Raw genomic sequence first — 12,811 nt, 5'->3', positions numbered from 1 at the left:
CACCCCTCGCCCCCCGAAGGTGCCCCATGCCCAAGAAACGCCTCATGGCGACCCTGGCCACGCTCAGCGTGGCCGTCGCCGGCCTGGCCGCCGCCATCGTGCCGATGACGTCATCCAACGCTGCGGAGGCCTGCGCGGCCCCGTATGCCAACAACGCCATCTACACCGGCGGCGCGAAGGTGTCCCACAACGGCCGCAACTGGACCGCGCAGTGGTGGACGCAGTACGAAGCCCCGAGCACCGGTGGCAGCCGGGTGTGGCGGGACGACGGCGCCTGCAGCGGCTCCACCGGCGGCAATCCCACCTGCAACCACCCCAACTGGGCGGCCGGCACGCACTATCCGGCCGGCTCGATCGTGCGCTACTCGAACGGCAACTACTACCGGGCCAAGCACGAGAACCCGGGCTACGACCCGATCATCAGCACCTGGTTCTGGGAGCCGTTCTCCTGCTCCGGTGGTCCGGACCTCCCGCCACCGCCCGGCGGCACCGGCAGCTTCCCGGTCAGCGCGGCCCAGTTCGAGCAGATGTTCCCGAACCGGATCCCGTTCTACTCGTACAGCGGACTGATCGACGCGGTGCAGAAGTTCCCGGCGTTCACCACCACCGGCAGCGACACGGCGAAGAAGCAGGAGGCGGCGGCGTTCCTGGCGAACATCAACCACGAGTCCGGCGGCCTGGTCCACGTCGAGGAGCTCAACCAGGCGAACTGGCCGCACTACTGTGACCGCAACCAGCCGTACGGCTGCCCGGCCGGCGGGTCCGCGTACCACGGGCGCGGCCCGATCCAGTTGAGCTGGAACTTCAACTACAAGGCGGCCGGCGACGCGCTCGGCCTGGACCTGCTCCACAAGCCGGACCTGGTCAAGGACGACGCGTCGGTGGCGTACCAGACGGCGGTCTGGTACTGGATGACCCAGCGCGGCCCGGGCTCGATGACGCCGCACCAGGCGATGGTCGACGCCCGTGGCTTCGGCGAGACGATCCGCAGCATCAACGGCTCGCTGGAGTGCAACGGCGGCAACCCGCCGCAGGTGCAGAGCCGGGTGGCGGCGTACCAGCGCTTCACCGCCATCCTCGGCGTGCCGCCGGGCAACAACCTGTACTGCTGAACGAACACGCAGAGGGGGTACGGCCGTCGGTCGTACCCCCTCTGTTGTGTCTAGAGCGCGAGTTGCGGACGGGCCGGCACCCCGACGACGGCCGGGGCCGCGGTCCGCGGCGGCAACTGATGGGGCACGGTGTACGCCGGAACCAGCATCGACTCGACGGCCGGTGCCACCGTCGGGCGGTCGCCGAGCGCGATCAGCCGGGCGGCGCGCGCCAGCGATCCGGTCTCGCCGTCGCGGAAGCCCTCCCGATAGCCCTTTTCGTAACGTTCGCCACGGCCGAGCGCGCGGCCCAGTGCGAAGCAGGACGAACCGGCGAGCGCGATCAGGAACAGCAGTGCGAAGGGTGTCACGACCAGGTCCTTTCAGGGGTTATGTGAAGCCGTCACTGATGGCCAAAGTAGACGAAACCGGACAGACGGGGCCGTAACTCGTCGGTCCGTGACGCGTTCGGGTGACAGTGGGGCTTCACCCGTCCGGGCGTACCGCGGTCAGCCGAAGGCGATCGTGACCAGCGTCAGATCGTGGGTGCCGAGTGCACCGTGCACGCGGGCGATCTGCCCGGCCGCGTAGAACCCGGCGAACGGGGCGTTGCGCAGCGCCTCCCGCACCGCTGTCGTCTCCGCCCGCATGCCGTCCGGCCCGAGCAGGTCCCGGCGGCCGACACAGTCGAACGCCAGCACCCCGAGCGGCGTCCGGCCGGCCAGCCCGTCGACCGCCTCCCGGCACGAGCGGACCGCGCCGTCCCGCAACGACGTCTCGTCGCGGTTCATCAACCAGCACAGCGAGCCCGGCGGCACCTCGGCGGACACCCGCACCGAACCGTCGTCGCCGGCGTACAGGAAGCGCACGTCCTGGCCGGTGTGCCGGGACACGCCCAGCGCCGGCGGGACCGGCAGGCTGTCGAAGAGGTCCGCGGCCGGCCGGCCCACCATGCCGTAGCGGCGCAGCAGCACGTCCATCGCCGGCTCGCCGTCCCACTCGTCGATCCGGCCCGGCGCGCAGCCGGTCACCACCATCGGCGGGTCGACCGGATGCCAGCCGTGCGCGGCCCCGACGCCGATCGGCCCGTCCGAGCCGATCGCGACCCCGACCACGGTGTCCTCCAGGACCGCCGGGACGCCGCCGGTGCCGTGGAACTGGAACGTCCGCCCGAGCTCCGGGTCGTCCGCGAAGCCGCCGACCAGCGGAACCGTGGCGCCCACCACGCCGTAGGCGCCCTGCACCACCTCGTACCCGGTGCCGGACAGGCCGTCGCCGAGCAGCAGCAGGGCCCGGTGCGGGTGGTCCAGCCCGGTCATCGCCTCGGCCGCCACCGCGCCGGCCTCCCGGTCACCGGCATCCCGGCGGTACGCCACCCGGCTGCGTACCGCGAATCCCGGACCGCCGAGCGCGGCCACCACCACCCCGCCGAGTCCGGCACCGTCGTTGGTCAGCTCGCCCAGCGTGGTACATCCGGCGATCACGGCCGCGTCGCCGGCCTCCGCCCCGATCCCGAGCAGCACCGCCGCCAGATCGTGCCGGCTGGAGCAGAAGACCAGCACCAGCGCGGGGCTCCGTCCGCCGATGGCGAGGTGACCGGCCTCCGCCCCGGCCTTGGCCGAGTCGTCCGCGGTGCTGTGCCCGGCGCCGAACCAGCGATGCGGGGTGGACATGGTCCTCTGTTCGGCGGGCCGCCGCGGTTGCTGAGCGGGTGCGGGCGGGGTGCTGTGGCCGGTTCCCGGCGGGCCTGACAGGCTGTTCCCTTGTGACTGACTCTGATCTCGCGCGGCAGGTCCGCGCAGTGAGCCGGCTGACCGGTGAGTTCACCCTGCGTTCCGGCCGGACCGCCAACGAGTACTTCGACAAGTATCAGTTCGAGGCCGACCCGGAGCTGCTCGACCGGCTCGCCGCGCAGCTCGCCGTGCTGATCCCGGAGGGCACCGAGGTGCTCGCCGGCCTGGAGATGGGCGGCATCGCCGTGGTCACCGCGCTGGGCCGGCACGCCAAGCTGCCCTGCGCGTTCGTCCGCAAGGAGGCGAAGAAGTACGGCACCGCCCGGCTCGCCGAGGGCGCCGAGGTGGCCGGCCGGCGGGTCCTGGTGGTCGAGGACGTGGTCACCTCCGGCGGCCAGGTGGTCATCTCCACGAACGAGCTGCGCAAGCTGGGCGCGCACGTGGACCACGCGCTGTGCGTGATCGACCGGCAGGAGGGCGGGGCCCAGGCCCTCGCCGCGGAGGGCATCCAGCTGCGGGCACTGCTCACCCGCGCCGACCTGTCAGACTGACGTCTCGGCCACGACCCAGCGCAGGTACGCCGGGTTCCCGCCGACCACCGGCAGCGCCAGCACGCACGGTACGTCGTACGGGTGCTCGGCGTCCGCGCGCTCGACGATCCGCGGCACCAGGGCGGCCCGGGTGTGCAGGGCGACCCGGGCCTCGGCCTCGTCGTGCACCGCGCCCTCCCACCGGTAGATCGACCGGACGGCGGCGATCTGCTGCCCGCACGCCGCCAGCCGGTCCTCGACCAGCCGCCGGGTGAAGCCGGCCAGCCACTCCGGGTCGGCCGCGGTGATCACCACTTCGCAGACGTCCGTGTCCTCCACGGCCTACCTCCGGGCGGACTCGGCGGCCAGGAGCTCCGCGATCTGCACGGTGTTCAGCGCGGCGCCCTTGCGCATGTTGTCGCCGGTGATGAAGAGATCCAGCGCGCGGGGGTCGTCCATGGCCCGCCGGATCCGGCCCACCCAGGACGGATCCGTGCCCACCGCGTCGATCGGCATCGGGAACTCGCCGGCCGCCGGGTCGTCCACCACGATCACGCCGGGCGCGTTGCGCAGCACCGCACGCGCCTCGTCGGCGTTCAGCTCCGAGCCGAACACCGCGTGCACGGCGATCGAGTGACCGGTCACCACCGGCACCCGGACGCAGGTCGCGGACACCTTCAGGTCGGGCAGCCCGAGGATCTTACGGGACTCGTTGCGCATCTTGAGTTCCTCGGAGGACCAGCCGTCCGCGGCCAGCGCACCGGACCAGGGCACCACGTTCAGAGCGAGCGGTGCCGGGAACGGGCCGAGGTCGTCGCCGACCGCCTGCCGCACGTTGCCCGGGCGGGACCCCAGCGCCCGGTCACCGGCCACCTTGCTGAGCTGGTCGTGCAGGATGTCCACACCGATCTGCCCGGCACCGGACACCGCCTGGTACGACGCCAGCACCAGCTCGCGCAGGCCGTACTCGCGGTGCAGCGGCCCGATCGCCATGATCATGGCCATCGTGGTGCAGTTGGCGTTGGCGATGATGCCGCGCGGCCGGTGCCGCATCGCGTCCCGGTTCACCTCCGGCACCACCAGCGGCACGGCCGGATCCATCCGGAACGCCGCCGAGTTGTCCACCACGGTGGCGCCCCGGGACACCGCGACCGGCGCCCACTCGGTGGCCACGTCGTCGGGCACGTCGAACATCGCCACGTCCACGCCGTCGAACACGTCCGGCGTGAGTTCCCGGACGACCATCTTCTCGCCGCGGCAGTCGAGCTCCTTGCCGGCCGAGCGCGCGGACGCGACCAGCCGGATCTCGCCCCAGACGTTGCGGCGGGAGGAGAGCAGTTCCCGCATGACGGTGCCGACGGAACCGGTGGCTCCGACGACGGCGAGCGTGGGCTGCGGCATGTCAGTTCACCCCGGCCATGCCCGCGCGGCCCGCGCTGCGAGATGTCATGCCGGGGTTACCGCCCGGTGCCGGCGTAAACCACCGCCTGCTCGGTGCCGCCCAGCTCGAACTGGTCGTGCACGGCGCGCACCGCGGTGTCCAGGTCGCTGTCCCGGCAGACCACCGACACCCGGATCTCGGACGTGGAGATCATCTCGATGTTGACGCCGGCCTCGCCGATGCAGGCGAAGAACGACGCGGCGACGCCCGGGTGCGACCGCATGCCGGCGCCGATCAGGGACACCTTGCCGACGTGGTCGTCGAAGAGCAGGCTCTTGAACTTGATCTGTTCCTGGATCTTGTTGAGCGCGGTCATCGCGGTCGGGCCGTCCGCCTTGGGCAGCGTGAACGAGATGTCGGTGCGGCCGGTGCCCTCGGTCGACACGTTCTGCACGATCATGTCGATGTTGATCTCGGCCTGGGCCACGGTCTCGAAGATCCGGCCGGCGGCACCGGGCTCGTCGGGCACCCCGACGATGGTGATCTTGGCCTCGCTGCGGTCGTGGGCCACTCCGGTGATCAGCGCTTGTTCCACGGACGGGTCCTCCATCGAGCCGGTGACCATGGTCCCGGGCTTGTTCGAGTACGACGAGCGTACGTGGATCGGCACCTTGAACCGGCGCGCGTACTCCACGCAACGCAGCATGAGCACCTTCGCCCCACCGGCGGCGAGCTCGAGCATCTCTTCGTACGTGATCGTCTTGATGTGCCGGGCATTGGGCACGATGCGCGGATCGGCGGTGAAAACACCGTCCACGTCCGTGTAGATCTCGCAGACGTCGGCGCGCAGCGCCGCGGCGAGCGCCACCGCGGTGGTGTCCGACCCGCCCCGGCCCAGCGTGGTGATGTCCTTGGTGTCCTGCGAGACGCCCTGGAACCCGGCCACGATCGCGATCGCGCCCTCGTCCAGCGCGGTGCGCAGCCGGCCCGGCGTCACGTCGATGATGCGGGCCTTGCCGTGCACCGAGGTGGTCAGCACGCCGGCCTGCGAGCCGGTGTAGGACCGGGCCTCATACCCCAGGTTGTGGATCGCCATCGCCAGCAGCGCCATCGAGATGCGCTCACCGGAGGTGAGCAGCATGTCCAGCTCACGACCGGGCGGCAACGGGCTGACCTGGTTGGCCAGGTCCATCAGCTCGTCGGTGGTGTCGCCCATCGCGGACACCACGACCACGACGTCGTCGCCGGCCTTGCGGGCGTCCACGATCCGCTCCGCCACCCGCTTGATGCGCTCGGCCGTAGCGACGGACGAACCGCCGTACTTCTGCACCACCAGCGCCACGGCAGGCAACTCCTTAGAACACGGTCCGGCAACAATCGCGGCCCAGCCTAGCCGCGGGTGGGCCGGGGCCCGACAGGCGATCCCAGAATCCGGCCTGTGGACCGCGACACGCCGCGTCCGCGGCGACCGTTTCGAGGAGCAGAGGCGAGAATGTCTCGGTGCGTCCACGCTTCGTTCCCACCGTCCTGCTCGCCGGCTGCCTGGCCGCGTGCGGCGGTGACGCCGCGGCCCGGCCGACGCCCACCACGCCACCGCCCTCCTCGGCCGCCGCGCCGGCCACCGGCGGCGACGCCCGCGTCGACCTGGCCGGCCGGGCCGCGCAGGCCCTGGACCACCGCTTCGCCGCGCTCTACACGTTGGACAGCCCCGGGGCCGAACCCCGCTCGGTGGTGGCGACCGTGGCGGTCGACGGCAGCTGGCGGGTGGACATCCCGGGCGGCGCCCTGGGCGGCACCGCGGACGTCTCGGTCGTGGAGAACACCGACGGCGTGTTCCAGTGCGCCCTGGCCTCGGCGACGAACCCGGTCACCCCCGGTTGCGTACGGGTGGCCGAGCCCGGCAAGCGCATCCCCCGCGACTACGACCCCAAGGTGCACCGGATCTTCCGCCAGTGGCTGACCGTGTTCACCGACCAGCAGGCGCCGCTCTCCGTGGCGGTGTCCGCACCGCTGCCCGGCGCGCAGGGCAGCTGCTACTCGATCGACTCCATCTCGGCCTCCCTGAAGGCACCGGTCGACGTCGGCATCTACTGCTACGCCGACAGTGGCCTGCTCACCGCCGCACGGGTCTCCTTCGGCACGTTCACGCTGGTCAGCACAGCCGCCGCGCCCGCCTCGGTGACGTTGCCCGGCCCGGTGACCGGCGGCGTACCGATGCCCATGACCAGCCCGGAACCGCTTCCCGAAGAGGTGCTGCCGTCCGGGTCGCCGTCCGCCCCCGCGGGATAGCCGAGGTCCCACGATCCGGGCGTTGCGGTGGCGACCGCCCGGCGAAGCCCGTAGGCTCTTCCACGACATGTGGCGCAACCTCCTCCTTCGCTGCCGCGACGAGGCCCCATCCGAGGCCGGCACCTCGTCGCGGAGTTGACGCGCGCCGGTCGGTTTTCGGAACTGACCACTTCGTAGGAGCCCGCATGTCCGCCGTGGAAAACCCCATCGCCCAGCAGCGTCCGAGCGCGATGCCGTACCAGCGTTATCAGCCCTACCACCAGCAGTTCGCCGTCGATCTGCCCGACCGCCGGTGGCCGACCCGGCGGGTCGAGGCCGCGCCCCGCTGGTGCGCCGTCGATCTGCGGGACGGCAACCAGGCCCTGATCGACCCGATGTCGCCCGAGCGCAAGCGCCGCATGTTCATGCTGCTGGTGCAGATGGGTTACAAGGAGATCGAGGTCGGCTTCCCGGCCGCCAGCCAGACCGACTACGACTTCGTCCGCCAGCTCATCGAGCAGGACCTGATCCCGGACGACGTGACCATCCAGGTGCTGGTGCAGTGCCGCGAGCACCTGATCGACCGCACCTTCGAGTCGATCCGCGGCGCCAAGCGCGCCATCGTGCACTTCTACAACTCGACGTCGACACTGCAGCGGCGGGTCGTGTTCGGGCTGGACCGCGACGGCATCACCGACATCGCCACCAGCGGCGCCCGGCTCTGCCAGAAATACGCGGAGATCCACACCCCGGACACCGAGATCTTCTACGAGTACAGCCCGGAGTCCTACACCGGCACCGAACTCGACTACGCCCTGGAGATCTGCTCGGCGGTGATCGACGTCATCGACCCGACCCCGGCCCGCCCGCTGATCATCAACCTGCCGGCCACCGTCGAGATGGCCACCCCCAACGTGTACGCGGACTCCATCGAGTGGATGCACCGCAACCTGCCGCGCCGCGACTCGGTCGTGCTGAGCCTGCACCCGCACAACGACCGGGGCACCGCCGTGGCCGCCGCCGAACTGGGCGTGCTGGCCGGGGCCGACCGGGTCGAGGGCTGCCTGTTCGGCAACGGCGAACGCACCGGCAACGTCGACCTGGTCACCCTGGGACTGAACCTGTTCTCCCAGGGCATCGACCCGATGATCGACTTTTCCGACATCGACGAGGTCAAGCGCGCCGTCGAGTACTGCAACCAGCTGCCGGTGCACGAGCGCCACCCGTACGTCGGCGACCTGGTCTACACCGCGTTCTCCGGGTCCCACCAGGACGCGATCAAGAAGGGCTTCTCCGCGCTCGAGGCCGACGCCGAGTCCGCCGGCGTACCGCTGGAGAAGTTCACCTGGGGCGTGCCGTACCTGCCGATCGATCCCCGGGACGTGGGCCGCAACTACGAGGCCGTCATCCGGGTCAACTCGCAGTCCGGCAAGGGCGGCGTCGCGTACATCATGAAGGAGGAGCACAAGCTCGACCTGCCGCGCCGCCTGCAGATCGAATTCTCCGGCGTGGTGCAGCAGGTGACCGACGCCGAGGGTGGCGAGGTCGGCCCGCAGCAGATGTGGGACATCTTCGCCGGCGAATACCTGGTGGACCACCAGCAGTTCGGCGCGCTCCGGCTGGAGCACTACTCGACCGCCACCGTGGACGGCAAGGTCGAGATCGACGCGCAGGTCGTCTTCGGCGGCAACCGCCGGCCGGTCGTCGGCGTCGGCAACGGCCCGATCGACGCGTACGTCCAGGCGCTGCACCCGCTCGGCGTGCGGGTCCGGGTGCTCGACTACGCCGAGCACGCGCTGTCGTCCGGCGGAGACGCACAGGCCGCCGCCTACGTCGAGTGCGAGGTGGGCGACACCACGGTCTGGGGCGTGGGCCTGGACGCCAACATCGTGACCGCCTCGATCAAGGCGCTGACCAGCGCGGTAAACCGCGCCCGGTAGCCGCCACCGTCCTCGTCGATCTTGGACATGGTGGTGCACCACCGTCCAGGATCGACGAGGCGGTGCTCGTCGCGCGGTCGGTCATTGTGGGCGGGCGGCTCAGATCGCCGGTGGACGGGCCGTTCGGGGCATCCCCGCCCTCCAGCCGGGTGAAGTCCGCTGCCGAGCCGGAAACGAGGGACCTGCACTCCATCCGCAGTCGGGCCGCATGGCGAATTGAGAACCTCACAACGCCCCCACCCCTTCTGCACCCGGTGCGCGTGGAATTCAGGCGCGCTGAATGCCACATCTCCACACAGCAGCACGCTGCAAATGCTGCGCGTGGAATTCAGGCGCGCTGAATGCCACATCTCCACACAGCAGCACGCTGCAAATGCTGCGCGTGGAGTTCGGGCGCGGTGGATGCCGCGTTTCCACACGCTGCGGCCGGGATGGCCGAGCGCCCGGGTGCGTCGCCGTGGTCACCAGCCGTAACCGGCTCGCGGGCCTGGTAGCCGGGTCGGGAGCGCATCCGTTGACCGTGGGCCTGCCGAGCACCGCTGAGGCCCGCGAGCTGCTGGCCGCGCGGTGGTCGCCCGGAGAACCGGAGTCGGTGTGGGTCCGGCGCGCGGGATGAACCGGGCACCCGGGAACGGATCACGCCAAGCGGGCGTTCGGCACATACCATTAGGCGGTGGCCCCCCGTACCCTCCGCTCCGCCCTGTCTGCCGCGGCCCTGGCCGCCGCGCTCCTGACCGTCGCCGCCGGATGCGTCGTCGCACCCACCGAGCCGCCGGCCGGCAGCTCCACCGTCGACCCGGGCGATTCGCGTGCCCAGCTCGGCAAGCTCAAGGTCGCCAAGGCCGGCTCGATGCGCGGCTACAGCCGGGCCAAGTTTCCGTCCTGGCGGAGCACCGGCGCCAACTGCGACGTCCGCGACTCGGTGCTGGCCCGGGACGGGACCAAGGTCAAGACCTCCGGCTGCAACGTGGTGGCCGGCACCTGGCGGAGCGTGTACGACAACAAGACGCTGGACACCCCCACCAAGGTCGACGTCGATCACGTGGTGCCGCTGGCCAACGCGTGGCGTTCCGGGGCTTCGGCGTGGACCACGGACCGGCGCGAGGACTTCGCCAACGACCTGGACCGTCCGCAGCTGATCGCGGTTTCGCAGACGTCCAACCGGGCGAAGGGCGATCAGGATCCGTCCACCTGGAAACCGTCGGCGACCGGCTCCTGGTGCGAGTACGCGGTGGACTGGATCACCGTGAAGAGTTACTGGAAGCTGACCGTGACCAGCACCGAGAAGGCCGCGCTGACCGACATGCTGGAGAAGTGCTGATGCCAACCGAGAGCCGTACCGCCGACGTCAACGCGCCCGGCGGCGTCATGACCGACGAGGTGGGCGTGATCACCGGGGAGCTGACCCTGCGCACCGAGTTGTCCGGGGCCGAGGCGACGCTGCACGTGCAGTACAAGGACGCCGAGGAGTGGTACGGCGTCACCGGCGGCAAGGTCACCCTCGCCGATCCGGCCGACCTGGACGCCGTGCACACGCTGTACGTCGCGCTGCTGCACCGGCCGGAGTAGCCGGTCCACAGGGGACCCCCACGCCACGATGATCGATCCCTATACTCTCCCGTGCCGGTCACAAACCGCACGGGGGATGAGACATGACGTTGTCACAAGGTACAGGTCTGGCCGCGGCCGCGATCGCGGTCGCGGTGCTCACCGCAGGCTCGGCGCAGGCCGTTTCCGGTGACGTGGTCACCGACGGCGGATACGCGTTCGTCGCCAAGGTGTCGGTCGGCACCCATCCGGAGGCGCGTGCGTGCACCGGCGCCCTCGTCGCCCCGCAGTGGGTGATGACCGCGCGCAGCTGCTTCGGCAGCGGCCCGGTGGCGCTCGGCGCACCTCCGGTCGCGGCCACCGTCACGGTCGGCCGCACCGACCTGACCGCCTCGTCCACCGGCCACGTCGCGCCGGTGGTCTGGCTCGCGCCGTACTCGGACCGGGACGTGGTGCTGGCGAAGCTGGCCACCCCCGCCACCGGGATCACCCCGGCCCGGATCGGCACCACGCCGGCCGCCGTCGGCGAGTCGCTGCGGGTCGCCGGCTTCGGCCGGACCGCCACCACCTGGGTGCCGGACCGCCTGCACAGCGCGGTGTTCCGGGTCGGCGCGGTGGAGGCCGGCACGCTCGCCATCGAGCCGGTGACCGAGGCCGGCGCGATCTGCCAGGGCGACGCCGGCGGTCCGGCGCTGCGCGAGACCGCGAGCGGACCCGAGCTCGTGGGCCTGCACCTCAGCTCCTTCCAGGGCGGCTGCCTCGGCAACCAGGCGGAGGAGCGGCGCGGCGCGGTGGAGACCCGGGTCGACGACCTGGCCGGCTGGGTGCGGCAGACGACGCAGGGCGAGGTCGGCATCTACGGCGCGCTGCCGGACGGCCGGCTCACCTACGCCGTCATCGAGCCGTCCACCGGCGACCGGCTCACCAGGGTGACCTCGACCGCCACGCTGGGCTTCACGCCCAAGGCGATGGCCGCGCTCAACCCCACCACGCTGCTGGTCACCTCCACCTCCGGCCGGCTGCACCGGGTGGACATCACCGCCAACAACCCGGTGCTGACGTTCTCCGCTCCGGTCGACGCGGCCGGCGGCTGGACGCATGATCTGCTCTCCTACGACGGCGACGGTTCGCTGTACGGCATCGCCGGCTCGTCGCTCATCCGCTACACGGTCACCCGCGGCAAGCCGGCCCGTCCGGAGCACATCATCAACCGCACGGTGATCGTGGAGTCCGGCGCCACGCTCCGCACGCTCACCGCGACCGGCCCGGACTTCATCCTCGGCACCACCGCCAGCGGCCAGCTGCGCTCCTACTCGGTGCCGCCCGCGGGTGGCTGGGCCGGCGCGGACCTCCAGGTCAACAACAACTGGGCGCAGCTCACCAGCCTGGTCTCGCCGGGCCGGGGGCTCTACTACGGCCGCACCCCGGCCGGCGGCCTGCAGCGGTTCGTCGACCCCACGCCGTACGACCTGAACGGTGCCGGCCTCGGGGCGTTCCCGAGCGACCCGGTCGATGACAGCGGCTGGGCCACGCCGATCCTGGCGGCGGTGCCGTTCGACGCCCACCCGAAGAACCCGGTGGACGTGTCGGTCTTCGGCGCCACGGCGGACGGCCACCTCACCTGGTCGGCCATCGACTCGGACAACGGTGACCGGCAGGCGACCGTGACGTCGACCGCGACGCTGGGCTTCACGCCGAAGGCGATGGCCACGCTGAACTACAACACCGTCCTGGTCACCTCCTCGGCCGGGGTGCTGCACCGGGTCGACGTTCTCGCCACGTACCCCTCGCTGGTGTTCGCCACCCCGGTCGCGATCGGCACCGGGTGGACGCATCGCCTGCTCAGCTTCGACGGCCGGTCCTCGCTGTTCGGGATCGCCGGCACCACCCTGCGGCGGTACACCGTGACCAGCAAGAAGCCGGTCGGCGCGAACATCGTCGACAACACCGTGATCGGCGACGGCTTCTCCCAGACCACGCTGACCGCCTCCGCACCCAACTACATCCTGGGCACGATGGCCGACGGTGAGCTGGTCGGTTACCCGATCTCGGCGGACGGCGGCTGGACCCGGCACTCGCTGGCGGCCAGCGGCTGGCAGGCCACCCACCTGCTGTCGCCCGGCAACGGGGCGTACTTCACCCGGACCAGCGCCGGCGCGCTGAACCGGTTCCGCGACGCGACGCCCACCAACGGCCAGGGCGGCGACATCACGTCCTTCCCGAACGACCCGGTGGACCGGGCCGGCTGGAACCAGACCGTGCTGTCCGCCCAGCCGTACATCGCCTAAATGAAGAAGAACGTTTACAAATAGATCGGAGC

11 protein-coding genes and 1 pseudogene are annotated in these 12,811 nt (G+C 71.3%); 7 read left to right on the top strand and 5 right to left on the bottom strand.

Annotated features, from left to right (window positions below):
• Window positions 1-26: 26 nt before the first annotated feature.
• Window positions 27-1,112: a glycoside hydrolase family 19 protein gene (locus LDL48_RS23460; protein ID WP_225257360.1), complete on the top strand. Its 1,086-nt coding sequence runs from the start codon at window positions 27-29 to the stop codon at window positions 1,110-1,112.
• Window positions 1,113-1,162: 50 nt separating this feature from the next.
• Here the strand turns inward: LDL48_RS23460 and LDL48_RS23455 are convergent, their stop codons facing one another.
• Together LDL48_RS23455 and LDL48_RS23450 are read right to left on the bottom strand one after the other, a co-directional pair.
• Window positions 1,163-1,462 carry a hypothetical protein gene (locus tag LDL48_RS23455; RefSeq protein ID WP_225257359.1) on the bottom strand — a complete coding sequence of 100 codons (300 nt, stop codon included), beginning with the start codon at window positions 1,460-1,462 and terminating at the stop codon, window positions 1,163-1,165.
• A gap of 138 nt (window positions 1,463-1,600) precedes the next feature.
• Window positions 1,601-2,764: an FIST signal transduction protein gene (locus tag LDL48_RS23450; protein ID WP_225257358.1), complete on the bottom strand. Its 1,164-nt coding sequence runs from the start codon at window positions 2,762-2,764 to the stop codon at window positions 1,601-1,603.
• 92 nt (window positions 2,765-2,856) lie between these two features.
• On the opposite strand from LDL48_RS23450, the gene pyrE reads away from it, so the two are divergent.
• The gene (pyrE, locus tag LDL48_RS23445) at window positions 2,857-3,375 is read left to right on the top strand and encodes an orotate phosphoribosyltransferase (RefSeq protein WP_225257357.1); all 519 of its coding nucleotides are present in this window, start codon (window positions 2,857-2,859) and stop codon (window positions 3,373-3,375) included.
• On the opposite strand, the gene cutA is transcribed toward pyrE, so the two are convergent.
• From cutA to LDL48_RS23430, 3 genes are read right to left on the bottom strand one after another with little or no spacing between them, the layout of a single operon-like run.
• On the bottom strand, window positions 3,367-3,693 hold the full coding sequence (cutA, locus tag LDL48_RS23440) for a divalent-cation tolerance protein CutA (protein WP_225257356.1): 327 nt from the start codon (window positions 3,691-3,693) through the stop codon (window positions 3,367-3,369). The genes pyrE and cutA overlap by 9 nt on opposite strands.
• A 3-nt stretch (window positions 3,694-3,696) precedes the next feature.
• The gene (locus LDL48_RS23435) at window positions 3,697-4,755 is read right to left on the bottom strand and encodes an aspartate-semialdehyde dehydrogenase (RefSeq protein ID WP_225257355.1); all 1,059 of its coding nucleotides are present in this window, start codon (window positions 4,753-4,755) and stop codon (window positions 3,697-3,699) included.
• A gap of 56 nt (window positions 4,756-4,811) precedes the next feature.
• Window positions 4,812-6,077, bottom strand: a complete 1,266-nt coding sequence (locus tag LDL48_RS23430) for an aspartate kinase (RefSeq protein ID WP_225257354.1) — start codon at window positions 6,075-6,077, stop codon at window positions 4,812-4,814.
• A gap of 158 nt (window positions 6,078-6,235) precedes the next feature.
• Here LDL48_RS23430 and LDL48_RS23425 point away from each other — a divergent pair, with 158 nt between their 5' ends.
• The 5 genes and pseudogenes from LDL48_RS23425 (at window position 6,236) to LDL48_RS23405 (ending at window position 12,779) form a co-directional block, all read left to right on the top strand.
• A complete protein-coding gene (locus LDL48_RS23425) occupies window positions 6,236-7,024 on the top strand; it encodes a hypothetical protein (protein ID WP_225257353.1) in 789 nt (262 codons plus the stop codon).
• 185 nt (window positions 7,025-7,209) lie between these two features.
• Complete coding sequence (leuA, locus tag LDL48_RS23420; protein ID WP_225257352.1) at window positions 7,210-8,943, top strand: 2-isopropylmalate synthase; 1,734 nt, start codon at window positions 7,210-7,212, stop codon at window positions 8,941-8,943.
• Between the two features lie 673 nt (window positions 8,944-9,616).
• Window positions 9,617-10,264, top strand: a complete 648-nt coding sequence (locus LDL48_RS23415; protein WP_225257351.1) for an HNH endonuclease family protein — start codon at window positions 9,617-9,619, stop codon at window positions 10,262-10,264.
• Window positions 10,265-10,278: 14 nt separating this feature from the next.
• Window positions 10,279-10,512: pseudogene (locus LDL48_RS23410) on the top strand (hypothetical protein); the annotation flags it as partial.
• A gap of 83 nt (window positions 10,513-10,595) precedes the next feature.
• On the top strand, window positions 10,596-12,779 hold the full coding sequence (locus tag LDL48_RS23405; protein WP_225257349.1) for a trypsin-like serine protease: 2,184 nt from the start codon (window positions 10,596-10,598) through the stop codon (window positions 12,777-12,779).
• The last annotated feature ends 32 nt before the right edge of the window (window positions 12,780-12,811 follow it).

It is taken from the genome of Jidongwangia harbinensis (assembly GCF_020216025.1).
In the GTDB taxonomy this organism is placed as follows: Bacteria; Actinomycetota; Actinomycetes; order Mycobacteriales; family Micromonosporaceae; genus Actinoplanes; species Actinoplanes harbinensis.
This window is presented reverse-complemented; position numbering and strand designations above follow the sequence as displayed.

Excerpts from the sequence above, each read along its gene's own strand:
- LDL48_RS23460 (WP_225257360.1), top strand. The coding sequence starts at position 27 with ATGCCCAAGAAACGCCTCATGGCGACCCTGGCCACGCTCAGCGTGGCC.
- LDL48_RS23405 (WP_225257349.1), top strand. The coding sequence starts at position 10,596 with ATGACGTTGTCACAAGGTACAGGTCTGGCCGCGGCCGCGATCGCGGTC.
- LDL48_RS23450 (WP_225257358.1), bottom strand. The coding sequence starts at position 2,764 with ATGTCCACCCCGCATCGCTGGTTCGGCGCCGGGCACAGCACCGCGGAC.
- leuA (WP_225257352.1), top strand. The coding sequence starts at position 7,210 with ATGTCCGCCGTGGAAAACCCCATCGCCCAGCAGCGTCCGAGCGCGATG.
- LDL48_RS23435 (WP_225257355.1), bottom strand. The coding sequence starts at position 4,755 with ATGCCGCAGCCCACGCTCGCCGTCGTCGGAGCCACCGGTTCCGTCGGC.